The sequence below is a fragment of the Pseudomaricurvus sp. HS19 genome (assembly GCF_009857815.1).
Lineage (GTDB): Bacteria > Pseudomonadota > Gammaproteobacteria > Pseudomonadales > Cellvibrionaceae > Pseudomaricurvus.
This window is the reverse complement of record NZ_WVVW01000003.1, coordinates 238713-261437: the sequence shown is the minus strand read 5'-3', so window position 1 is coordinate 261437 and position 22725 is coordinate 238713. Positions and strand designations below refer to the sequence as shown.

The following is a 22725-nucleotide window of genomic DNA, read 5'->3' as shown; positions in this document are numbered from 1 at the left end:
TTCGGCAGCTCGCACGGGGTTCTGAGTCCGTGCCATAGGAACTGAAAACAAAGCTTGGAAAGCGCGTTTGAATTGCGGCAAAGTCCAAATCGTCATCGCGAGCGCAGCGTGGCGATCCATGGCTTCCAAAAAGTGCTCTACAGAGTGCCACACATGGATTGCCGCGGCGCCAAAAAGCGCGCCTCGCAATGACAGGGCAGGGGTTTGTTTTGTCCTTTCATAATCAAATGTGGCACGGACCTGGGGCCCCTTGCGTAGCGCCGAGCACCGCAGTGCTGGAGGGGGAAGACGGCCATGGACGGCCGGCTTAGCCTTGTTGCGCCAGGGACGGCGCCTCAAGGCGACCCCGGAAGCGCGAGGAGCGCAGGGAACCGGAAAGCGTGTTTTTGCTTTCCGGCGCGGAGGTGGGGCTGGGCTTTCTTTTGGTTACTTTTCTTTGCCCAAACAAAGAAAAGTGACTCGCCCGGCAAGGCGAAACCCAAAGCCCAAATTCACTCCGAACAGCGTGCAAAGCCCCCCCAAAAAAACCAACCCACCCCAAATCCTCCCCAATCTGACACAATCCCCCCATCACTTAACTGGCCCCCAACCACCCCCAATCGCTAAGCTGCTGCTTTCCATAACAACAAGTCCCGGATTCCAGCATGAAGCTCATAGGCGTCAACAACTCCCCCTACCACCGTCGTACCGCCATCTCCCTGACCCTGCTGGGCGTCCCTTTCGAAGTGCAGACACTGTCGCCGTTTATGCACAGCGAAGCCCTCAGCCAGATCAACCCGATGATGAAAGTGCCCACGCTGGTGTGCGACAGCGGTGAGCAGATCATGGATTCGTCGCTGATTATTCAGTACGCCGAGAGCACGCTGACTGATGGCAAGTCGCTCTGGTCCGCTGACACCGCAATACGACAGAGGGAATACCGTGCAGCGAGTCTGGCGCTGGCGGCTCTGGAGAAGTGTCTGCAGATTGTTTACGAGACCCGCCTGCGTCCCGCCGATGTGCGCCACCTGCCCTGGCTGCAGCGACTGGAAACCCAGCTGCAAGCGGGCCTGGGTGAACTGGATCGTCTGGTCGACAGCCAGCCTGAAGTGGTCGCCAGTGAATATTCCCAAGCGACCATCACAGCTGCCATTGCCGGGGGCTTTGCCCGTACAACGGTGCCGGCCTCCATCAGTGACCTCAAAACCCCGGCGCTGGCTGCGCTGTCGGCTCGAATGGAGGCGACACCGGTATTTCAGCAGTTCGCTCCCTGAATCCCCGGCTCTGGATTCCCGCCTTCGCGGGAATGACGAAGGTCGTGTGAGAATGACGAAGGTGTGTGAGAATGAGGGAGGTGTGTGAGAATGAGGGAGGTGTGAGAAAATGACGTTTTCCCGGGATCGGGGCTTATGTGTGACAGGTTGAAAACCGCGATTGTATGAAAGCCGGTACCAGATAACAGCCAACCGCCGTCGTCGCTCAGACTTCGTCATCCCCGCGAAGGCGGGGATCCAGAGACCTCAGTAGAGTCCGGATTTCCGCCCACCCCAGAGAGCGCCCTCTTGCACCCAAGCCGCAATTGACCTTGTGCGCAGCCATGACAGCATTGAACTATTCGCGCATGGGAATGCGCTCCTGCAACACCAGGCAGTGTCATCAAAACCAAACTCAGTAACTCCTGGCATCCCGGAATTTGCTACACTGGCGCCTTTTCCAAAGCGCCGGCCTACTATGACCATTCACTACCGCTGTCCCCTGTGCCAACAATCCCTGACACTGGCTGAGCGCACACTGCGCTGCCCACAGGGACACTGCTTTGATATGGCCAAGGAGGGTTACGTCAACCTGCTGCCAGCACAAAGCAAACGCAGCAAGGCGCCCGGCGATACCGACGAGATGCTGCGGGCCCGCCGCCGTTTTCTCGAAGCCGGTTACTTCCAGCCGCTGATTGACGCCCTGTCGAACGAAATCAGCCAGCTGCCGGACATCACCAGCCTGCTGGATATCGGTTGCGGCGAGGGCTACTACCTGCGTGCGCTGACTGCTTACCTGCCCGCAGAAACCTTCGGCATTGATATCGCCAAGACCGGCGTACGCATGGCAGCCAAACAACAGCAGCAGAGTAATTTCAGTGTTGCCAGTGCCGCCCACCTGCCCTTTGCCGATAACAGTTTTGACCTGGCACTGTCCGTGTTTGCGCCGGCCTTTGGTGAAGAGTGTGTGCGCATTTTAAAACCCGGCGCCAGCCTGTTAATTGTTGGCCCCGGCCCCTCCCACCTGCAGGGACTGGCTGCCCGCATCTACGATCAGGTGAAAGAGCATCAGGGCAATTTCCAGAATGTGGAAGGGGTGGAGAAGCTACAACTGGTGAGCGAACAGACCGTAAGCGCTGACATTAAAGTGGTGGGAAGTGCTGTTGAAGACCTTCTGCAGATGACGCCCTACTACTGGCATACCAGCGCCGAGCGACAGGCAGAGCTGGCGGCGTGTGAGGAGCTGGAAACACCGGTGGAGTTTGTGGTGAGACGCTACTGCCACGAGCACTAAAACCCGCGGCATTAAAATTAATTCAGATTGACGAAGAATCACTGTAAACAGATGTCAGTCGCTTCTTATTTTTCTCCAAATATTTAAATGTACGCACATCCGAAAGGATTTTCATATAGCAGTGTCGGGTACAGAGCACCTCATCTATTACTCGCCCCTCTATTGCACTCGTATGACCTTGATCATATAAGTCCCACACTCTCACCCCACTATCAAACTTCTTTTCTGGCAAATACTTCTGGAGTATTAATGATTTACTTTTTGGGTATGTAAAACTGGACTTATTGTTAAAGGTAGTTATCGCCAACTGAGAGATATCAATAATCCGGAACTTATTTTGGAACGAAAAAGCATCGGAATTTGACAGTATTTTATACCGTTTAAATAACTCAAATAATATTGGAACATCCGACGACGAAATGCCGATCCCACAAAGGATTGGCGAAACCTTACCCTGATGGGCCCTGTATACGAGATCATAAGCGCTCTTCAGAAGATCATATATATCTTCCAGGAGTTTACGCTCCGACCCACTTTTCCAGAGCCACAGCGAACTCACCCTTCCCGGGTTAATCTCCGTATCCAGATTCAAGTCTTTTTCCGGATTTGCCACCAGAAATGAACCACCCAAAAACTTACAACTTTTATCCCAAGGATTGTATAAAAATCCCTCTTTATCCCGCCCAGCCACAGGCACATAAAATTCAAGATCAAAAAAGATTACTCGACACTTTCCCGGCCTCAGTACAAAACTCTTCAATTTCGCCTCTTAAAACACGACAATCACAAAATCTGTAGTAGCACATAGTAATTGATATCAAACCCTGCTGATAGTTATCAGCCCGCGCATGAAGCCACCACTACATTCACCGGCACCCCAGAGAACCTCGGCATAAAATTTATCGGTTCCAGATACTGCTGCAGCGACGTCAGCTGCCCCACATTACTGCCGCCTTCACCATGTATATCCCCTGCCGAAGAGACCAGCTTGCCGAACATGTGAGTCATGGAAACCACACCCCGGCGCAAGCGAGGCTCCGCCTTTGCCACTGCAACGATTTCACCATGCGCTGAAGCGATACGGATCTCCTCTCCCTCCCCTACGCCCTGCTCTTCCATATCCTCCGGGTTCATATAGGCCCAGTTGAGCGGATACTTTTTCCGGGAGCGGTCACTGTCCAGATAGGCACCATTCATATTTTCCAGTACGCGCCGGCAGGTAAGGTAAAAGCCAAATCCGGGTTGCGACTGCTCTTCCAGAACCTGCTGCAACTCCGCCGCCACATCCGGCGGGCACAACTGCAACCGACCACCAAAATCCTTTGGTGGTTTCTGCACATAGTGGGGTTCAAGCTCCGGGCGTACACCGGAGGGATTGGCTTTTAACTCATCGAACGATACGCGACTGTTTTTGCAGAGAAACCGCAGCATATCCTCCGGGTCCGGCTTATCCGTAACACTCAGCGGCAGGCCATCTTCAATCGCATCAAACACCTTGCCGTAGGTCCAGTACTTGAGGGTCAGCGGCATATTCATGCGCGCGCTCACTTCCCAGAAAAACTCCCAGTCGTGAATCGTGCCCGCCGGCTTCTCCACCACCGGTGGTGCATACTGGGCAAAGGCTTCCGGATAGAGGGCATCACCGGGGGTGGTAATGTCGTGACGCTCAAACGGCTGCGAGGTGGCGATAACGTAGTGGGCGTAATCACAGGTGGCATTCATACGTGCATCGAGGCACACCAGCAGGTCCAGGTCCTCAAAGGCAGGAATCGCCCGAGCGGGATCACCCAGCCCCATCAAGGGATTGCCACCAAACACGATCAAGGCGCGGATCTTGTCCGGCCCCGGTGTGAGTATCTCCTGTGGCAATAACGCGGTGGGGAATTCACCCAGCAGCTGTCCCACATCGGCAGTGCGGCACTTCACCCCCTTCTCCCAACTGCGTGACGGCGATACTGCCATCTCCAGGGTGACACGGGGATTGAGCACACCGGGATTGCGCACCCGGTCACCGGCCCGTCTGTAACCACCCACCATCGCATTCACCACTTCGATCATGTGGTCGTTGAGGTTGGAATGCAGGGACATGGAAGGGCCGGTGCCACTGCCCACAAACGCTCGCTGCGCGGCGCCGATCATTGCAGCGGCCTGTTCAATTTGCTCCACCGGCACATCGGCACGGGCGGCCGCCAACTCCGGCGTAAACGGCGCCACGGCATCCCGCAACTCATCCAGCTGGATACAAAACTGTTCGCAGAACGACTGATTAAAGGTGCCGTCGCGCAGCAGGGTATGGGCGATGGCGGCAAACAGTGCGGCGTCCTGTCCCGGCAGGGGCTGGATCAGCAAGTCTGCGTAGCGGGCGGTTTCGCTGTTGCGGGGGTCGATGACGATGACTTTGCAACCGCGCTTTTTCGCTTCGGCAATGGAACGCCCCGGCGAACCGCTGGTGCCGGCGGTAAACGGGTAGGTCTGGTGGGTAACCACCGGGTTGTTGCCCACAAACACCGCCAGGTCGATATCGTCGGTGGCGGGCTTGCCACTGGCCATCACCCCCAAACGCGCATTGGTGACCCACTTGGCGGACTGGTCGATGGTCATGGTGGAAAACAGGTTGGGCGTACCCACGGCTGACAGAAAGGATTTTTCCAGTTGGGCTCCCAGCACACTGCGGTAGGCGCCGGTACCGTGATAGAGGGCCACGGAGCGGGGACCGTATTCACGGAGCAATTGCTGCAGCTGCGCGGCGATCTCATCCAGCGCCTGCGGGGCCGCTATCGCCTCAAAGCCACCGTCATCGTTGCGCTTCAGGCTCTCCAGCAGGCGGTGCTCGGCACCATTATGAAAGTCCACCGCCGCCAGCCCCTTGGCGCACATGTAGGCACCATAGGGTGACGCCGTGCCATCCGCCACCACACCGGTGATATGTCCCTCCTCCACGGTCAGCTGCATGGAGCAGAGGGCGCTGCAGTTGCGGCAAAAGGTTTTGGCGGTATGACTCATGGCAACTCCGGTGCTGGTTTTATGGTTATAGCGCAGACAGCCACCAGTATCCCGCCGCTGACGGCAGGATTCACTAGCGGGCGCCTCAATGTCGGGTCGCTTGGCGCTTCTGTCACCTCCGGCTTGCGCTGTGGGCACCTCCGGCTTGGTGCTGTTGGCACCTCCGGCCTGGCGCTTCTGCTCCCCTGCTTGCCAGTTCTCCATGCCATCGACACAATGCCCGCCATGGAAAACTGGATACTTGAAAGCGCCATCATGATCGCCGCCGGCTTTTTGGCCGGTGCACTCAATGCTGTGGCCGGGGGTGGCAGCTTTATTACCCTGCCAGCCCTGGTCGCGGTGGGCCTGCCGCCGCTGCTGGCAAACGCCACTGGCACAGCGGCGCTGCTGCCCGGCTATGTGGCCAGCGTATGGAAATTCCGCCGCAGCATGCGACTGCCTGCGGGCATCTCCTGGCTGACGCTGGTGGTTCTGACGCTCGGCGGGGGCGCACTGGGGGCCGTCGCCCTGCTGCTGAGTCCCGGGCAACTGTTCAACGCCCTGATTCCGTGGCTGGTGCTGTTTGCCAGCGGGCTCTTCGCCTTTGCCCCGTACTTCCTGCAGGGAGGCCACTCCAACCGATCCCGCCCCCGCTGGCACTGGTTACTGCTGTGTGGTGTGTGCGTCTATGGAGGTTATTTCAACGGCGGGGTGGGGATTGTGTTGCTGGCAGTCCTGTACCTGCTGGGACAGAACGACCTGCATGGCATGAACGGGCTGAAGAACCTGATGTCAGCGTTGCTGACAACCGTGGCGGTGGTGATTTATGGCGTGGGCGGCCTGCTGGACTTCAGTCACCTGTGGCTGCTGGCGGCGAGTGCCGTGGCCGGGGGCTATGGTGGCGCAGCCCTGGCCTATCATATTCCAGCTCGCTGGCTGAGGGGATTTATTGTCCTGGTTGGCCTGGCGGTAGCGGTGATTTTTTTCCTGCGCTGAAATTGAAAGGATCGCCCGGGCGATCTTTTGTACTCGCGCGAAACTCCCACAACGAAAAAAGCCCGCACTGCGGGCTTTTTAAACGGTGGCAGTGTCGGGCGTCCGGAGACGACCGGTAACAACCACTCAGAAGCGCAGGGACATCCCCAGGAACAGGCCGTCCTCCAGCTCCACATCCCGGCGTCCATCCACGTCGATCTCGACAGAGGAGTAGCCGGCACTGAGCAGGGCGTTCTCGAAGATGTGGAAGTTAAACTTCACAAACCACTCTTCGTAGCCATCGGCATCGGAGAAAGAGAGCATGTCCGGGCTGTAGTAGAGGCCGGCAACCATGGAGAAGTCGCTGTTAAAGGGAACGGCGAGTTCACCGCCCAGTGCCACACCATAACCACTGTCATCCCAGTCGGCATAGAAAGCCTTGCCACCGACACGACCGCTGATACCGTCGCGCTTGCCGTTTACGAACAGGCCGCCGGTAACCAGTGTGCTGTCCGTATCGTCGTTGTGCACCAGCCCCAGCTGAGTAGAGGCTTCAGCCCCCATACCGCCGTCCAGGTGCAGCGCCAACGAGTCATCACCGATGCGCAGTGCCACATCGCCCAAAGCCATCGAACTGGCCAGCAGAGTTGCTGCGCCGATTAATACTCTCATAACCTCTCCAGAGTTAAGGATCCATGTCGGGCGGTAGTGTAACGCCGGAGAGGTGTTGAAAAACAGACTCACCATCGCTGCTACTGCCATCACGCTATGAAGACAGCGCAGCGAAGGATTTTACTCCATCATCGCCTTCACTTTTTGTTTCATAATGTGAAGCAGGTCGATTCTGATCTTGACGCTGACCTTATTGATCTCACCGGTAAAGATACCCTGATCGACGTAGTCGGTGGTTACCGGCAGGTTGCTGTCGCGACCAGTATCGAAGGTTTCACCGTTACCGGCGATGATGCCGGGACGCTTCTGCACCTGGGCTTCAACCACCTCTTCACCGTCCACGGAGATCACCAGGGTACCGGCATCGTCCATCAGGTTGTAGGTGAAGTCGTAGCGTACGGTGTGACGACCTGGAGTCAGGGCCTTGTCAGCCGCAATACGGGTGAAGTAACCCGGCTGCGGGGAGACGGCGGCAAAAGCCGTGGGCTTGCCATCCTTGAGATAGAAGCTCCAGCCACCAAAGCGGCTGCCGGCCGCTGCCATCACACCTTCAGCACCACCCTCGGGCACAACAATCTCTGCCTCCAGGCTGAATGGCATCATGGTGATGGGCGGAGCCGACATCAGCTGTACAGAGACATCGCGGCCCCAGAACACATAGTCGCTGCGGAAGGAACCAGCCTTCTGCGCCATGTGCATGGCGCGGGCCATACCGCCGGTGTCCTGGATCGGATAGACATTGTGTTTGCGCGCTTCGGCATCAAACAGCTTCTGCATATCCGCCAGCTTCTGCGGGAACTCCGCTGCCACGTTGTTGGACTGGCTGAAATCCTTGTTGAGGTTGTACAGCTCCCACTCGTAGGTAGTGACGTCACTGCCGGGACGGTCGCGGGCAATATTCCACGGCATGTTGCGCGGCGCAGTATTGGCGATCCAGCCATCGTGGTAGATGCCACGGTTGCCGATCACTTCGTAGTACTGGGTTTCACGCACGGATTTGGCAGCGCCATTGTTGAAGCTGTAGATCATGCTCTTGCCATCGATGGGCTGCTGCTTCACGCCATCCACAGTCTTGGGTGCCGGAATGTTCGCCGCCTCCAGAATGGTGGGCATAACATCGATCACGTGGTGGTACTGGGGACGCACTTCGCCGGTATTGGCAATCTTTGCCGGCCAGGAGAGCACCATGCCGTTACGCACACCACCCAGGTGGGAAGCGTGGGTCTTAAACCAGGGGAACGGCGTGTTGGTGGCGTAGGTCCAGCCCAGCGGATAGCCCTGATAGGTATTGGGGCCACCCAGCTCGTCCAGGTTGTCGTAGATCCAGTCCACGTCGGGATCGTGATAGGTTTTGGTGGAGAGGTGGGCCATTTCGTTGAGCGTGCCCTCGGTACCGGCTTCACCACTGGAACCGTTATCACCTTCAATAAAGATCACCAGGGTATTGTCGGCAATCCCCATGCGCTGCAGCTCGTCCATGACGCGACCGAACTGGGCATCCTGGTAGGCCAGCATGGCGGCATAGACTTCCATGTAGCGGGCGTAGACGGCCTTCTGCTTGTCGGAGAGGCTGTCCCAGGCAGGCACTACATCGGGACGCTCTGACAGTTTGGTGCCGGCAGGCACCACACCCAGGGCAATCTGGCGCTCGAGGATCAGCTCGCGCTCCTTGTCCCAGCCGTGATCAAACTTGCCCTTGAATTTGGCAATCCACTCTTTGGGAGCCTGGTGCGGTGCGTGGGCAGAGCCGGTGGCCAGATAGGCGAAGAAAGGCTTGTTGGGATCGGAAGCCTTCTGGTTGTGAATCCAGTTGATGGTGCGATCAGCCAGGTCCTTGTCCAGCATGTAGTCGTCGGGACGCTTGTCCACATGGATAGGCGTGATGCCTTCGTACAACGCCGGATTGAACTGGTCGGTATCACCGGCGGGGAAGCCGTAGTAGTACTCGAAACCGCGACCAGTGGGCCACTGGTCAAACGGACCGGAAGGGGAACGCTCACCGGCCGGTACGTTGTGGTCCTTACCGAACATGGCGGTGTTGTAACCATTGTCACGCAGGACGCGGGCCACGGTTGCCGCGCTGCGTGGCACATGACCGGTGTAACCAGGGTACGGGGAGTTCAGCTCCACCACCGCCGCCGTGCCTACAGCGTGGTGATTACGACCGGTCAGCAGTGCTGCCCGGGTGGGTGAACAGATACCGGTGGTATGGAACTGGTTGTAGCGCAAACCGTTATCGGCCAGCTTATCCAGGCTCGGGGTGGGTACCGGGCCACCGAATGTGCTGGCGGAGGCGAAGCCCACGTCGTCGGTCATGACCAGCAGCACGTTAGGAGCACCTTCAGGTGCCCTTACCGGGTTGGGGTACTGGGGGGTGGAGTCGTCGACAGTCGGCCCCAGAGTGCCAGTATAAGGCGCGGGCAGGATGGGCAGTGAACTGCGATCCAGCGGCGCCGGATCGGCCGCCGTTGCCGCCAGCGGCAGCAGCAGGGAAACAGCGGGCAGGCAGCCACGCAGCATCAATCGGGTAAGCGATCTCATAGCTTATCGTTCTCGTTCTTAGCCCCCGCCGGTACGGACACGCCGTCCCCAGTGAGGGTGATGGATTGTGCGCACACTATGCCCTACTATTTCCATAACCTAAACTGCATATTTCATCATATATAGATGCCCTGAAAGCATGGAAATTGATCTTAAAAAAATGCGCCAACTGGTGACAGTAGCCCGCATCGGTAGTGTCTCCCAGGCGGCGGAGGTGTTGCATATCACCCAACCAGCCCTGAGCCGCAGCATCAGTGCACTGGAGGCGCAACTGGGTATCCAGGTGTTCGACCGCGGTCGCAACGGCGTCACCCTCACCAAGCTGGGCAAGCTGGCGGTGGAGGAAGCGGAATCCCTGCTGGCCCGCTCCAAACTGCTGCAACGCAACCTGCAGCTTTACCAACAGGGGCAGTCAGGCAGCGTCGCTTTTGGCATGGGCCCGCTGATTGGCAGCCTGGCCCTGCCCGGCCTAAGTGCCCATCTGGTGAACACCTATCCCCAGCTCAAGGCCCGTGCCGCCGTAAAGGCGGTGGACATGCTGGCGGAGGAGCTGGACCGCGGCGATATCGAGATGATTTTCAGTGGCCAGGCCATGCTGCCAGTCACTGAACACCTGCAGCTGGAGCTGATTGGCCGTATTCCCATGGCCTTCCTGGTGTGCGCCGATCACCCGCTGCTGCGTCAGAAACAGGTGACCCGCATGAACCTGCTGGCCTACACCAGTCTTTGCGCTGTTGAGATGGAGCGCTTCATCCCCAGCTCCCGCGGCACCTTTATCTGCGACAACTACGACATCCTGCGCAGCACCGCCCAGCACAGCAACGGCATCTGGGTCAGCTCGCCATTGATGGCACGGGAGGAGATAGCAGCCGGCACCCTGCGGGAGCTCAAGCTGACCGACAGCAGCACCCAGACCCAGGTAATTGAGGTCTATATGGCCAGATTGCAGGAGAGTCGCCTGTCGCCGGCCGCCGAACTGGTGGCGAGCTATATGCGGGACTTTTTCCGGGATATCGGATCAGGGAGCTGAGCCGGCGAATAGCCAGCGCATAGCCAGCGTATAGAGAGAAACGCCGGATACTTGCGGGGGGAGAGATCAAAAGCAGGGGGGAGGTGAAGACCCGCGCCACTGCTGCGACGCGGGTATCCGGTCAGTAAACCGGACGTTCTCAGGCGAACTCGTACTCCGCCAGAAACTTGCCCATGGCCTGACAGAAACGCGCCGCGTCAGCACCATTGATGATGCGGTGGTCGTAGCTCAGGGACAGTGGCAGCAGGGTGTGCAGCTCAGGGTTGCCTTCAGCGTCAGGCAGGAAACGCTGCTTGGCGCGGGTGATACCCAGGATGGCCACTTCCGGCGCATTGATGATCGGCGAGAAGCTGGTGCCGCCAATGTGGCCCAGGGAAGAGAGGGTAAAGCAGCCACCGCTCATCTCGGCCATGGAGAGACCCTTGGTCTTGGCCTTGTCGGAGATGGCCACCAGCTCACCGGCGATCTCGTCCACGTTCTTCTGGTCGCAGTTCTTCAGCACGGGTACCAGCAGGCCGCTGGGCACGTCCACGGCGATACCGATGTTGTAGTAGTCCTTCTGGTACAGGGTGGCACCGTCGGGGCTGATGGAGGTGTTGAACTGCGGGAACTGCTTCAGCAGCTCGACAGAACCCTGGATCAGGGCTGGCAGCAGGGTGCGCTTCTTGTCCGGGTTGGCGGCGTTCCAGGCCTTGCGGCGCGCTTCGAAACCAGTGATATCAACGTCATCGTTGTGGGTTACATGGGGAATGCAGACCCAGTTGCGGTGCATGGCCTTGGCCACAAAACCCTGGATCTTGCCCATGGGCTTGGCTTCTACCGGGCCGTATACGGAAAAATCCTCGGCCGGCCAGGGCATCATGTTTGACAGTTGATCACTCATTACTCGTTATCTCCAACAGCGTGGTAACAGCCAATCCCCGCTCTGTACCCGGAGTGGCTCCGGCTGTGGGAAAGGACCGCTGATTTATGGGTTTATTGACACCGCCCGTCGGCCAGGCGGCGCAGGTAGTGTGGGTTCCCGATCGTGCCGGGATTGCAGCCCGCGTATTATAGAGAGTTTCCCCCGCCGGTCACGGCCTGCAGGGGTTAAATGCGGAATTACAGGTGCGTGGGCATCATCTCCAGATCGGAATACTTCTCCTTGCGGAACAGCCCATCCAGGTGCAGGCGCATCATCTCGCGGGTGAAGCGGCTGGCCATCTCCTCACGCTCTTCCGGTGTGGCGCTGCGGGAGCGCATCCATACCGGCCACAGAATGGCACTGGTGAGCACCCGTACCGCATGTACCTCGGCGTCGATACCCTCGTGCGCAGCCTCGGACGCCACAAACCGATCCACCTGACTCTTGAACTGACGCCAGAAGTGATCCTGGTTGCGGTCTTCCATGCTCAGGATTCGTACCAGCCAGACGCGACCAAACTCCGGATACTCCACACAGAAGTGGGCCAGGTTACCCAGCACAACCTCGGGGCGGTTGCGCTGCTGCTCAGCGTCACCGAAGACCGCATCGGTCATTTTTTCACTGACCCAGTCGGTAGTGGCTTTGACCAATTGTTCACGGGTCTGGAAGTGGTGGTAGGCTGTGCCGCGGTTAACGCCGGCCAGCTGTGCCACCTGGGAGACACTCAACGCTTCCGGGCCGTCTTTGGCCATCAACTTGGCGGACACCTCAAGGATTGCCTCCCGCGTGCGCTCCGGGTCGCGCCGACGCTTGCGCGGTCTGGTCAGTTGGGGGGTACTGTCTGCCATTATTGCTCTTCTCCCGGTCTGCAGTTGCTGACCTGTCTGGCCAGCCCTACTGTCTGCACATCAGTAATGTCGCCAAAAACCTCAAAATCAGGGGGCTTACCGACAATTTTATACATCAGTGTTGAACAGTATGCCTTAACACTTCTTAAATTGCGACCCCTACAAAAGGCGCAGAAAAGGTCACCAAAGCAGCAGCAAATAAGGGGGAAAGCAGCAACGGGAGGGATGGAGGCTCCCGCGCAGGAGCCTCCGGCAGAGAGGATCAGACGCGCTCGATAATGATCGCCGGTGCCATACCGCCAGCGGCACACATGGTCACCAGACCACGCTTGAGGCCACGACGCTCCAGCTCATCCAGCACGGTACCAATCATGATCGGGCCGGTGGCACCAATGGGGTGACCCAAGGCGATGGCACCGCCATTGACGTTAATAGTGTCGCGATCGATACCCATGTCACGGATAAACTTCTCCACCACCACGGCGAAGGCTTCGTTCACTTCCCACAGGTCGATGTCGTCCTTGGTCAGGCCCGCCTTCTCCAGCACTTTTTTGGCTGCCGGTACCGGCGCGTTCAGCATCAGGGTGGGGTCATCACCGATATTGGCCATGGCCACTACGCGGGCACGGGGCTTGAGGCCGTGCTTCTGCACGTAGTCCTCAGAGGCCAGCAGGATGGCGGCAGCGCCATCGACCACACCGGAGGAGTTACCGGCATGGTGGAAGCACTGGATATCCACATCCGGGTAGCGACGGTTGATCAGCTTGCGGAAAGTGGTGCCTTCACGATCCAGCGGCATATCGGCCAGCTTGGCAAAGCTTGGTTTCAGTTCCGCCAGGTCTTGTGCGGTGGTGCTGGGGCGCGGGTACTGCTCGTGGTCCAGCTTGAGGTTACCCTCGTCGTCATAGACCGGGATCAGGGAGTTATTGTAGTAACCATTTTCCATAGCCACGGCCGCACGGCGCTGGCTCTCCAGGGCAAAGGCGTCCAGCTCTTCGCGGGTAATGCCTTCCATGGTGGCAATGGCGTCTGCCGCCAGACCCTGGTTGGATTGCGGATGCTTCTCCTGCAGGCGCTTGTTGCCGGTACCCAGGCCGGTTCCGGGAACCCCCAGGCCCGCCTCACGCACCTTGCCACCGTACTCCTGTACGTGGGACATCATCTCGGTACCACCGGCGATGACCAAGTCTTCCATACCGGACATGATCTGCGCGGCGGCAAAGTTCACTGCAGTCAGGCCGCTGCCGCAGAAGCGGTCCAGGGTAACGCCGCTGACCTTGACGTCGTAGCCGGCATCCAGCGCCGCCATACGGCCCATGTCGCCGCCCTGCAGACCCATCTGGGCGCTGGTGCCCCAGATCACATCATCCACATCGGCGCTGTTAAAGCCGTTGCGATCCAGCAGGGCTTTCAGCACAGCGGCGGCCAGGTGTTGCGGATGCATACCGACGTAAGCGCCTTTGCCTGGCTTGGAGGTGGCTCGCGGGGTACGGACGGCATCAATAATGTAGGCTACGGTCATTGTTTTTCTATCTCCTGAATCGGCCCAGGGGCGCTCTGGTACAGCAACGGGACACACCCGCCACAGAAGCAAAAATCGGGCAATAATAACCTGAATACTATACGACAGTGTTGTACATAAGTACACCGGACCCACCTGCAGGGCGGCGCGACCCGTAATACAAAACAGTGCTATGATCCTGCAGTAACCCCCCATTAAACAACCAGTCCCGGAACAGATGACGTCACGTACCACCTCCAGCCCCGCCCCGGTAGAGCCCGGCAACAAGGACGACTCCTCACGCCGTGCGTACAACAGCCCCCTGCGACGCCAGCAAACCGAGCAGACCCGGCAAAAGATTGTGCATGCCGGCGCCGAGTTGGTGCGCAGCTTTGACACCTGGGACTGGACCAACCTGACCTGTAAAGCTGTCAGCGAACGAGCCGGCATCAGCGAGCGTACCGTCTACCGCCACTTCAGCACCGAGCGTCACCTGCGCGATGCCATCATGCAGGAACTGATGCAGCAGACGGGCATCAACCTCGAGCAGATTGAACTGCAAAACTTTGCTGCCATCACCACCCACGTGGTGGAAAACTTTGCCACTTTCGCAGTTCCCCGCACCACCGTAGAAGACCCCACCCTGCTCTCCATTGCCGAAGCTCGCCGTGAAGCCCTGCTTCAGGCCGTGCAGCGCGCCACCCCCAACTGGACCCACCGCGACCAGACCATGGCGGCGGCACTTCTGGATCAGTTCTGGAGCCCGATGCCCTTCGAGAGTATGACCGCCGACTGGGGCATGGATCTGCAGCAGACCATCACCGCCATTACCTGGGTGATCAAGCTGATCAACGACGCCATCAACAGTAACAACCAACCCGGCGCCTCCAGCGGCGACTGATGAACCTCGCCGGCACTTGCCGGAATTGCCCACAACCCGTCCGTTCTGTCCCCTACTCCCGCGTGGCCACTGCCGCCGTTCCGTGGCACCATCAAATGCGCCCGACCTGTACGGTCGCCCCCCACAAAAACAATAATCACAACAGGTAGCCCACATGTCCTCCGCTGCGCCCGCACCGGTCACTGCCACCGCTGCTGCACCCTACCCTCCTGCCGGCATTGCCTGGTACGCCACCTTTTTGCTGGCTCTGCTCTATTGGCTGTCGATTCTGGATCGCTTCATTATCTCGCTGCTGGTGGGCCCCATTAAACAGGACCTGGGACTCACGGATGTGCAGTTCGGGCTTCTGCACGGCCTCGCCTTTGCCCTCACCTACTCCCTGTTTGGCTTGATAGCCGGGTCACTGGCGGACCGCTTCAGCCGCCGCAAGATCATCTGCCTCAGCGTTGCCATCTGGTCGGTGGCCACTGCCGCCTGCGGACTGGCGCAGAACTTCTGGCAATTGCTGGTGGCACGTATCGGTGTCGGTTCCGGCGAGTCCGGCCTCAACCCCAGCGCCACCTCCATGATCACCGACCTCTTTCCCCGCGACCGGCTCACTACTGCCATGGCGGTGTACACCATCGGCGCCACCCTTGGCTCCGGTATGGCGTACCTGTTCGGCGGACTGATTGTGGATTTGGTCGCCGGCTTTGGCACCGTCTCGCTGCCGCTCATCGGTGACCTCTACGCCTGGCAGACGGTGTTCTTTATTATCGGTTTGCCGGGCGTGCTGCTGGCCTTTATCATCTTTACCATTCCTGAACCGGAGCGCCGCGACCGCCGCAGCGAACAGCAACACACCGGTTTCTGGCGCGACATAATCAACTCTTACGGTGGCCTGTTCCGCTATATGAAACCGCGTTGGCAGTTTTTCACCTGCCACTACCTCGGCTTCTCCCTCTCCACCATCGTGCTCTCCGGCGCCGCCATCTGGTACCCGGCACACATGAGCCGCAAGTTCGGCTGGACGCCCAGCGAGATCGGCATGGGCCTGGGTGTGGCGCTGATGATTGGCGGCATCAGCGGCAAGCTGATCGGCGGCTACTTTATTGATCGCATGTATCGTCGTGGCTATCGCGACGCACAACTGCGCTGGTACATCGCCTGTCTGTTGATTGGCGCACCGGTGGGCGTGTTCGCCGCGATCACCGACAACCAATACGCTTTCCTGCTGGGCATCGGTCTCTTTACCGCGCTGCTGGCGCCCATGCCCGCCTGTTCCGGCGCAGCATTAAACCTGGTCACGCCCAATGAGTTGCGCGGAATTGGCATTGCCCTGTTCGCAGCAGTGTTTGGTTTGATTGGCAGCGGCACCGGGCCGGTAGCTATCGCTGCCATTGCGGAGCATGTATTTGGCAACTCACCGGCCAGCCTGGGCTACGGACTGGCAACCGCCATGGCAATTTGCTGCCCACTGGCAGCGCTGGTACTGACGCTGGGGCTGAAGCCCATGCGCGAGGCGGCGCGGGAGTTTGAACAGCAGGGCTGATGGCCCCGCGGGCTGTGAGGAGCTGCCGAGACTGCAACTATAAAAATGGCAGACATAAAAAAACGGGAGGCCGAAGCCTCCCGTTTTTTTATTCTGAGATCAGGATTGTCCGGTCGGCAGAACCAGCCGGACAATCCATCAACTCAGAAGCTGTAGCGTACGGATGCACCCACAGTGCGAGGAGCACCGTAGAAGTAGCCGGCGTAACCGAAGGCATCGATCACGTTCAGACCACCCAGCACGTACTCTTCGTCGGTCAGGTTGTTCACGTAAGCGGCGAAGTCAACTTCGGAGCCCATCACGTTGCGCCAGTCGTAACGCAGGTTCCAGACGGTGTAGTCGTCGATTTCTGCGGAGTCCTGGATCACTTTCAGGTCTGCAGCGTCGACGGCATACAGGTCAGCCTGCTCGTAGCGGGACATGCTGTTCATGGTGTCCTGCCAGTAGGCACTGACCATCACAGACATTTCACCCAGGCTGAAATCAACTGGCAGGGTGTAGGTGGCAGAGGTCGTCAGGGAGTTCTCCGGAATGTAGACAAAGTCATTGTTGGACGTGTCTACCAGATTACCGCCAATGGGATCTTCACGCTCATCGAAGCCGGCATCAACGTAGGAGTAAGCCACGTTCAGGGTCAGGCTGTCGGTTGGCACCACGGTCACATCCAGTTCAAAGCCGGTAATGGCGGCTTTCGCTGCGTTTTCGGTACGGGTTGCCGGAGTACCGCCCGCATCGTAGGCCACAGTGTGGTGAATATCTTCGTAGGCCTGATGATACAGGGCAGCACTGGTACGTACGGAGGCCCAGTCAAATTCCCAGTCCGCCTTGTGACCCAGCTCGTAGGTGGTTACGGTTTCTTCATCGAAGGGCTCGAAATCACCAGGGACCTGACCAGCACGGGTGTTAAAGCCACCGGCACGGTAACCGGTAGAAACACTGGCGTACATCAACACACCGTCTTCCGGGGTGTAGTTGGCAGAGATCCGCCAGGTCGGTGAAGAGTAGGACTCGTCGTTGGCGCGGGTACAATCGGGAGCTGCAGCGCTGCCATCCGGAGTTGTCAGGGTACAGTTGGTGCGATCCAGATCATCCCACTTCTGCAGGGTCAGCTCGCGCTTGTCCCAGCTCTGGCGTACACCGGCGGTCAAGGACCACTCGTCGGTAAAGGTGTAGGTACCTTCGAAGAACAGGCCGTAGGAGGTATTTACCGCATCACTGATACCAGTGTCATAGCGAGGGAAAGTACCAAAGGGAGTCACGGCACTCAGCTGCTGCACGTTGTAGTTGTGAGTGGCATCCATTTCGGACCAGTAAACGCCGGTGATCCACTCCAGGCTCTCGTCGAAAGCGGTACCCAGCAGCTGCAACTCGTTGCTGTAGAACTCGGAGTTAACGGAGGTGTGTAGTGGGTCCGTAACTACACCACCAATGACACAGGGAATACCGCCGAAACAGACCGCGGTACCATCCGCATCAGTTGCGGTTTCAAAGCCGAGTTTGCGGTAGCCAAAGACGTTTTTCACCGACAGGTTGTCGCTCAGCTCAAATTCGGTGGTGTTGGACGCGAAGGTGTTCTTGATGTACTCCTCAGCGTTAACGTCGGTCTGCACCTTCCACGGATCGTTCTGCTTGACGCTGTCCTGTACAGCATCTGCAAAGCCAGGGTTCAGGCCAGCAGCGGTACCGCGCGCAGCTTTCATATTAATGACCATCGGCGTGATGTCATTTTCATCCTGGGAAACAACCAGCAGGTTGCTCAGGGCATCGCCTTCGTAATTCAGGCTGACGCGCACACCCTGGGAGTGCTCATCACCGAAATCCTTACCGTGCAGTTGGTTGTCAGCGGTGTTCTCCTGATAACCCTCACGATCCTTCTTGTGCGCGGCAATACGCATGGAGAAAGCTTCGCTCAGCGGCAGGTCAACAGCAGCTTTGGTGCCGATCAGGTCGTAGCTACCGGCTTCAACTTCAACATAGCCGCCAAACTCGTCACCAGGACGCTTTGGCGTCATCAGGATCGCACCACCGGTGGAGTTACGGCCAAACAGGGTGCCCTGTGGACCTTTCAGTACCTGTACGCCCTGCAGGTCGTACATACCCAGGTTGGCACCCTGGTTCGGGGACATAACCACTTCGTTGAAGTACATGGGTACCGCGGGATCCTGGTTGAACGCGGTTTCAGCAGGACGCTGACCACGCAGGGAAACCAGGGGCTCGTTGGCGGAGGAACCGGCCATGGAGATACGCAGGGAAGGAACCTTGGTGCCCAGGTCGGTAATTTCGCTGACGTTCTGGGTACGCAGGAAGTCTTCGCCCATGGCGGTTACGGCAACCGGCACTTCCTGCAGGTTCTCTTCACGACGACGCGCGGTTACAACAACTTCTTCCAGTGAACGCACTTCCTGCGCGGAAGCAGCAGGCAGGTAGCTGGCGGAAGCGATAGCGATGGCCAGGCTGGCCATTGGCAGGCTGGCATTGGCGGTACGGGTCAACCACTCAGGGGACTGAGATACGATCTTTCTCATGGTGAGTTTCTCTCCAGTGTGCAGATTTTGCGTTGTATTCCGGGAAGCAACGCCAACGTCCCGTAAGGGCTGAAGGGTTCTGTGCTGTAGGGACTGCAATCTGCGCTGCCTTCTGTACCGGTGACACCTGACACCGGTTCCCATCCAGACTTCTCGGAGATTTCTCTTGTCCGGCGACAGGGCTCGCTTATTAGGATTTATAGCAAGTCAGTCGTCGTTTATTTCGAATGCTAATATAGTTATCGGGCGCCAGAGTACTCAATAGCAATCCCGACTGCAATAGAAGAGGCGTAAATTTCAGGAAAAGTCCGGACAAATTAAATCTGCCAACAGCAACACCCGGAGTGCCAGGCAAAAGGCCGGCCGGAGGCGCAGAAAACGCGGTTAATAAGCGAGAGAGGAGGCAGTAACAGGGACGTACAGGGAGGGAAAAACGAGCGGTACCGCTGCCCCTCAAGGCAGCGGTACCACCGCAAGTCCGGCTTAATCAGCCAGTCTTCTTGGCGCCTTCTTTGGCGTGATGGGCAAACATCTTCATCAGATCGCCGGAGACGATACGACGAGGTGCTTCACCCTCTGCCAGCGGAGATGCACCACCGGAAGATTTCGGAGTGGTATCCACACCGTCAGCCTTGGCCTTGGCGCGCAGGGCACCTACGGTCAGGTCTTCACGCTTGTTGAACTTGAACAGGTCGAAATTGTAGAAGTTCATGGCGTTGCGGTGAGTGATCTTCTCGATCTGCTCGGTGGTCAGGCCCTTAACAGTCTTCCACAGGAACTCAGGCACTTCTGGCCACAGGGTGTCGGAGTGCGGGTAGTCACACTCGTAAGCCACCATGTCTTCGTTCAGGTACTTGAGGTTGTCCAGACCAAAAGCGTCATCAATGAAGCAGCTCATGAAGTGCTTCTTGAAGATGTCGCTGGGCTTCTTGCCCTGGAAGCTGGAGTAGGTCCAGGCCTTGTGACGCTCGTGACTGAAGTCAGCGCGCTCCATGAAGTAAGGGATCCAGCCGATACCGGATTCGGACAGGCAGATCTTCATGGATGGGTAACGCTCCAGCGCAGACAGGTTCAGCCAGTCAGCCGCACCAACCGCTACAGACATTGGCATGGTGGTGATCCAGGCCTCAATCGGGGTCTCGGGGGATGCGTGTGGCGCTGGGTTACCGGCACCGATGTGCAGACAGATGGTGATGTCAGCGTCGGTAATGGCTTTCCACATTGGCTCCCAGTAAGCATTGTGAATGCTTGGCAGGCCGGTAGTGGTGGGGTTTTCGTTCAGGGAAACCGCAGTACAGCCCTTGGCGGCGATACGCTTGATCTCGGCAACGGTGGCGTCCATGTCCCAGGTGGGCAGGATGCCACAGGCGATGAAGCGGCCCGGGTGAGCACCACACCACTCATCAATGTGCCAGTCGTTGTAAGCACGCAGGTGCTTGAGCGCCATAGCCTTGTCTGGAGCTTTGTGGAAACGGCCGCCATCAAAGCCTACAACAGTACCGAAGTTCAGGGACGCTGCGATACCGTTGGCGTTCATGTCGTCAACGCGGGCATCCACGTTGTAAACACCTTTGCGCATCTCTTCCAGGGAGTTCGGCTCCATGCCGTACTCTTCCATCGGACGACCCACAACGGCGTTCAGGCCTACGGAAGGCATGTACATGCCCTGGTAGGTCCAGTAGTTTTTGCCATTTTCGTCGGTGCCGAACTTGGGCGCGGTAGCCAGATCTTCTTTCGACAGATGCTTGTCAAACATATCTGGTGGTTCAGTGATGTGATCATCAACAGAGATGATCACCATATCGTTCATTTCCATAGCTATCCTCCTCAATCGGCGGTATTTCAGTAGCCAAAACTGCTTGGCTATTGGTTGTAATTTTACTCTACCGAGTAGCGTTCAGTGATAATTGTTGTTGTCTAATGGCTGACTCTCGTCATTACTAAAATCACGGATCAAACCGACCCGTAAAGCATTAACAGCCCTGTGGGGCTGAAATGTGTAGCAATTGGGCGGCATTCTGGTTGCATCCGACTGCTCTTCCATGGGAATGGAGCGGCCGTGTGCAATCATAATCGCCCAACGTAACAGCCTGGCTGGCTCCTGCAACGGAGCATCCAGGCCGGCAATCCAGTCATTGAGCCTGTCCAGTCTGATACCGGCAGCCTCCGATGGTTCCACCATCACAAATCCCTGCACGATCCAGTGCAGCAGGGTCACATCATTAAGCCTCAAAGCGGCCTGACTGACGCCTGACTCATCAGGGTCCGACACCAGGATGTCGTACTGCTGCACCCTCTCCTCCTGTGCATGCCCCGCCGCCAACAGCGCCAGGTCATAGAGGTGGGTGCAGTTTTCCTTTTTCTCTCCGCGCCGGACAAACTCATCCAGCCGCACACCGGTGAAGGTCTCCTGCACTTTTTGCTGCGCGCCCGGGCAGGTGGTCCACGGCGCGCGATGCATCAGAGCTTCAACCCGGGTAGCCACACCCCCTGCGTGGTGCAGCGTGACCTCCATACAATGGAAGTCGTCTTCCACTTCACAGCACACGCGGTGCACTGCTGGCGTGATGCGAAAACGGCGCCGGAAACCCGGCAGCGCATCCAGCGTCACGCCGCCGGCGGACATCAATCCCGCGCCAGCAGCAGCGCGGTAGCCAGCGGACCACCACCGGACGTGGCGATGGCCACTTTCGGATCGCCCTTGATCTGGCGATCGCCACCGAGGCCACGCAATTGCGTCACCGCCTCATGGGCAAAACCGAAACCGTGCAGACGACCGGCGCCGATCTGGCCGCCGAAGGTGTTGAACGGCAGCTCACCATCGAGAGCAATGCGATGGCCGCCCTCGATAAACTGGCCGCCCTCACCGATATCACAGAAGCCCAGCGCTTCCAGCCAGGTCAGGGCCAGGAAACTGAAACCGTCGTAGAGCTGCACAGTGTCTACATCTTTGGCTGTGTAATCGGTCTGCTTCCACAGGTCCGGGCCGGTCTGGTAAGAGGCCATCCACTCCGCCTGATCCCAGCTGTGACGATCCACGCTGCCCGCCATGGCGGCGATACGCACGGGAGTGCACTTCACTTCGTCCACTGCATCACCGGCAGAAACGATGATCACGGTAGAGGCGTCGGAATAGCGGTCGCAGTCAAACAGGCACAGCGGCGTGGAGACCAGACGGGCAGACATGTACTCGTCCATGGTCAGCGGCTCGCGCACCAGAGCGCGCGGGTTGAGCGCCGCATGGGCACGGTCGGTCAGTGCGATCTGCGCCAGCTGCTCGCGGGTGAGGCCGTACTTCTTAACATGACGCATGGCGTACTGGGCAACCCAGTTGGCCGCCGAAATAGCATTGAACGGTGCGGTCCACTGGGAACCACCATCCACGCGGTCACGACGCATCATGGGGTATTCGTCGGGCTTGGCAGTGGCACCTGCTTCGTACACGGTACGGAAGCAGATGACATGACGGGCCAGGCCGGCTTTTACCGCAGTCGCGGCCGCCACAATGGCACCCAGCTGGGAGGTGATTTCACCGCCACCTGCGTACCACTTGGCTTTAATGCCCAGGGCATCAATCAGGTCATCGGCACCTACAGGCGAGAAACCCAGCATCTGCGGCACGCGGCCGGGATAGGTAGATACACCGTCAATCTGGCCGATAGTCAGACCTGACTCCGCCAGCGCTTCCTTAACCGCATCCACGGTCAGCAGCAGTGGGTGGCGATCCAGTTTGACACCGATCTGAGACTGACCGATACCGGTGATATAAGCTTCATTCACAGACATGGC

17 protein-coding genes are annotated in these 22725 nt (G+C 58.4%); 6 read left to right on the top strand and 11 right to left on the bottom strand.

The features are described 5' to 3' along the window. Nucleotides 1-644 precede the first annotated feature (644 nt). Entirely contained in the window at nucleotides 645-1253 is a 609-nt protein-coding gene (locus tag GSF27_RS11810) for a glutathione S-transferase family protein (protein WP_160969265.1), read from the top strand. A gap of 457 nt (nucleotides 1254-1710) precedes the next feature. Beyond that, nucleotides 1711-2526 carry a putative RNA methyltransferase gene (locus tag GSF27_RS11805; protein ID WP_160969263.1) on the top strand — a complete coding sequence of 272 codons (816 nt, stop codon included), beginning with the start codon at nucleotides 1711-1713 and terminating at the stop codon, nucleotides 2524-2526. 22 nt (nucleotides 2527-2548) lie between these two features. Here GSF27_RS11805 and GSF27_RS11800 read toward each other — a convergent pair whose 3' ends face one another. Next, a complete protein-coding gene (locus GSF27_RS11800) occupies nucleotides 2549-3286 on the bottom strand; it encodes a hypothetical protein (protein WP_160969261.1) in 738 nt (245 codons plus the stop codon). Between the two features lie 77 nt (nucleotides 3287-3363). Further along, nucleotides 3364-5529, bottom strand: coding sequence for a molybdopterin-dependent oxidoreductase (locus GSF27_RS11795; protein WP_160969259.1), 2166 nt, complete (start codon nucleotides 5527-5529; stop codon nucleotides 3364-3366). A gap of 225 nt (nucleotides 5530-5754) precedes the next feature. Between GSF27_RS11795 and GSF27_RS11790 the strand changes: the two genes are divergently transcribed. After that, a complete protein-coding gene (locus GSF27_RS11790) occupies nucleotides 5755-6504 on the top strand; it encodes a sulfite exporter TauE/SafE family protein (protein ID WP_160969257.1) in 750 nt (249 codons plus the stop codon). Between the two features lie 126 nt (nucleotides 6505-6630). Here GSF27_RS11790 and GSF27_RS11785 read toward each other — a convergent pair whose 3' ends face one another. Both GSF27_RS11785 and GSF27_RS11780 read right to left on the bottom strand, forming a co-directional pair. Continuing rightward, nucleotides 6631-7155 carry a YfaZ family outer membrane protein gene (locus GSF27_RS11785; RefSeq protein ID WP_160969255.1) on the bottom strand — a complete coding sequence of 175 codons (525 nt, stop codon included), beginning with the start codon at nucleotides 7153-7155 and terminating at the stop codon, nucleotides 6631-6633. Nucleotides 7156-7275: 120 nt separating this feature from the next. Beyond that, nucleotides 7276-9696 carry an arylsulfatase gene (locus GSF27_RS11780; protein WP_202410412.1) on the bottom strand — a complete coding sequence of 807 codons (2421 nt, stop codon included), beginning with the start codon at nucleotides 9694-9696 and terminating at the stop codon, nucleotides 7276-7278. Nucleotides 9697-9835: 139 nt separating this feature from the next. Between GSF27_RS11780 and GSF27_RS11775 the strand changes: the two genes are divergently transcribed. Next, nucleotides 9836-10726 carry a LysR family transcriptional regulator gene (locus GSF27_RS11775; protein ID WP_160969253.1) on the top strand — a complete coding sequence of 297 codons (891 nt, stop codon included), beginning with the start codon at nucleotides 9836-9838 and terminating at the stop codon, nucleotides 10724-10726. Between the two features lie 139 nt (nucleotides 10727-10865). On the opposite strand, the gene GSF27_RS11770 is transcribed toward GSF27_RS11775, so the two are convergent. The 3 genes from GSF27_RS11770 to GSF27_RS11760 all read right to left on the bottom strand — a co-directional run bounded on the left by GSF27_RS11770 (nucleotide 10866) and on the right by GSF27_RS11760 (nucleotide 14000). Next, nucleotides 10866-11609, bottom strand: a complete 744-nt coding sequence (locus GSF27_RS11770; RefSeq protein ID WP_160969251.1) for a 2-oxo acid dehydrogenase subunit E2 — start codon at nucleotides 11607-11609, stop codon at nucleotides 10866-10868. Nucleotides 11610-11827: 218 nt separating this feature from the next. Further along, nucleotides 11828-12478 (bottom strand): TetR/AcrR family transcriptional regulator, encoded by a 651-nt coding sequence (locus GSF27_RS11765; protein ID WP_160969249.1) that lies wholly within the window; start codon nucleotides 12476-12478, stop codon nucleotides 11828-11830. A gap of 262 nt (nucleotides 12479-12740) precedes the next feature. Beyond that, entirely contained in the window at nucleotides 12741-14000 is a 1260-nt protein-coding gene (locus tag GSF27_RS11760; protein WP_160969247.1) for an acetyl-CoA C-acetyltransferase, read from the bottom strand. A gap of 217 nt (nucleotides 14001-14217) precedes the next feature. On the opposite strand from GSF27_RS11760, the gene GSF27_RS11755 reads away from it, so the two are divergent. Then, complete coding sequence (locus tag GSF27_RS11755; RefSeq protein ID WP_160969245.1) at nucleotides 14218-14880, top strand: TetR/AcrR family transcriptional regulator; 663 nt, start codon at nucleotides 14218-14220, stop codon at nucleotides 14878-14880. 154 nt (nucleotides 14881-15034) lie between these two features. Continuing rightward, nucleotides 15035-16411, top strand: a complete 1377-nt coding sequence (locus tag GSF27_RS11750; RefSeq protein WP_160969243.1) for an MFS transporter — start codon at nucleotides 15035-15037, stop codon at nucleotides 16409-16411. A 143-nt stretch (nucleotides 16412-16554) separates the two neighbouring features. On the opposite strand, the gene GSF27_RS11745 is transcribed toward GSF27_RS11750, so the two are convergent. The 4 genes from GSF27_RS11745 to GSF27_RS11730 all read right to left on the bottom strand — a co-directional run bounded on the left by GSF27_RS11745 (nucleotide 16555) and on the right by GSF27_RS11730 (nucleotide 22722). Continuing rightward, entirely contained in the window at nucleotides 16555-18936 is a 2382-nt protein-coding gene (locus GSF27_RS11745; RefSeq protein ID WP_160969241.1) for a TonB-dependent receptor, read from the bottom strand. A gap of 487 nt (nucleotides 18937-19423) precedes the next feature. Next, the gene (locus tag GSF27_RS11740) at nucleotides 19424-20752 is read right to left on the bottom strand and encodes an amidohydrolase family protein (protein WP_160969239.1); all 1329 of its coding nucleotides are present in this window, start codon (nucleotides 20750-20752) and stop codon (nucleotides 19424-19426) included. Nucleotides 20753-20833: 81 nt separating this feature from the next. After that, nucleotides 20834-21562 (bottom strand): DUF2889 domain-containing protein, encoded by a 729-nt coding sequence (locus GSF27_RS11735; protein WP_160969237.1) that lies wholly within the window; start codon nucleotides 21560-21562, stop codon nucleotides 20834-20836. Further along, the gene (locus GSF27_RS11730; RefSeq protein ID WP_160969235.1) at nucleotides 21562-22722 is read right to left on the bottom strand and encodes a thiolase family protein; all 1161 of its coding nucleotides are present in this window, start codon (nucleotides 22720-22722) and stop codon (nucleotides 21562-21564) included. Before GSF27_RS11730 ends, GSF27_RS11735 begins: the two co-directional genes overlap by 1 nt. Nucleotides 22723-22725: the final 3 nt, after the last annotated feature.

What these genes read in the sequence shown, in the direction of transcription:
- GSF27_RS11810 (WP_160969265.1), top strand. Translation starts at nt 645, where the DNA reads ATGAAGCTCATAGGCGTCAACAACTCCCCCTACCACCGTCGTACCGCC.
- GSF27_RS11805 (WP_160969263.1), top strand. Translation starts at nt 1,711, where the DNA reads ATGACCATTCACTACCGCTGTCCCCTGTGCCAACAATCCCTGACACTG.
- GSF27_RS11795 (WP_160969259.1), bottom strand. Translation starts at nt 5,529, where the DNA reads ATGAGTCATACCGCCAAAACCTTTTGCCGCAACTGCAGCGCCCTCTGC.
- GSF27_RS11790 (WP_160969257.1), top strand. Translation starts at nt 5,755, where the DNA reads ATGGAAAACTGGATACTTGAAAGCGCCATCATGATCGCCGCCGGCTTT.
- GSF27_RS11785 (WP_160969255.1), bottom strand. Translation starts at nt 7,155, where the DNA reads ATGAGAGTATTAATCGGCGCAGCAACTCTGCTGGCCAGTTCGATGGCT.
- GSF27_RS11780 (WP_202410412.1), bottom strand. Translation starts at nt 9,696, where the DNA reads ATGAGATCGCTTACCCGATTGATGCTGCGTGGCTGCCTGCCCGCTGTT.
- GSF27_RS11775 (WP_160969253.1), top strand. Translation starts at nt 9,836, where the DNA reads ATGGAAATTGATCTTAAAAAAATGCGCCAACTGGTGACAGTAGCCCGC.
- GSF27_RS11770 (WP_160969251.1), bottom strand. Translation starts at nt 11,609, where the DNA reads ATGAGTGATCAACTGTCAAACATGATGCCCTGGCCGGCCGAGGATTTT.
- GSF27_RS11765 (WP_160969249.1), bottom strand. Translation starts at nt 12,478, where the DNA reads ATGGCAGACAGTACCCCCCAACTGACCAGACCGCGCAAGCGTCGGCGC.
- GSF27_RS11760 (WP_160969247.1), bottom strand. Translation starts at nt 14,000, where the DNA reads ATGACCGTAGCCTACATTATTGATGCCGTCCGTACCCCGCGAGCCACC.
- GSF27_RS11755 (WP_160969245.1), top strand. Translation starts at nt 14,218, where the DNA reads ATGACGTCACGTACCACCTCCAGCCCCGCCCCGGTAGAGCCCGGCAAC.
- GSF27_RS11750 (WP_160969243.1), top strand. Translation starts at nt 15,035, where the DNA reads ATGTCCTCCGCTGCGCCCGCACCGGTCACTGCCACCGCTGCTGCACCC.
- GSF27_RS11745 (WP_160969241.1), bottom strand. Translation starts at nt 18,936, where the DNA reads ATGAGAAAGATCGTATCTCAGTCCCCTGAGTGGTTGACCCGTACCGCC.
- GSF27_RS11740 (WP_160969239.1), bottom strand. Translation starts at nt 20,752, where the DNA reads ATGGAAATGAACGATATGGTGATCATCTCTGTTGATGATCACATCACT.
- GSF27_RS11735 (WP_160969237.1), bottom strand. Translation starts at nt 21,562, where the DNA reads ATGTCCGCCGGCGGCGTGACGCTGGATGCGCTGCCGGGTTTCCGGCGC.
- GSF27_RS11730 (WP_160969235.1), bottom strand. Translation starts at nt 22,722, where the DNA reads ATGTCTGTGAATGAAGCTTATATCACCGGTATCGGTCAGTCTCAGATC.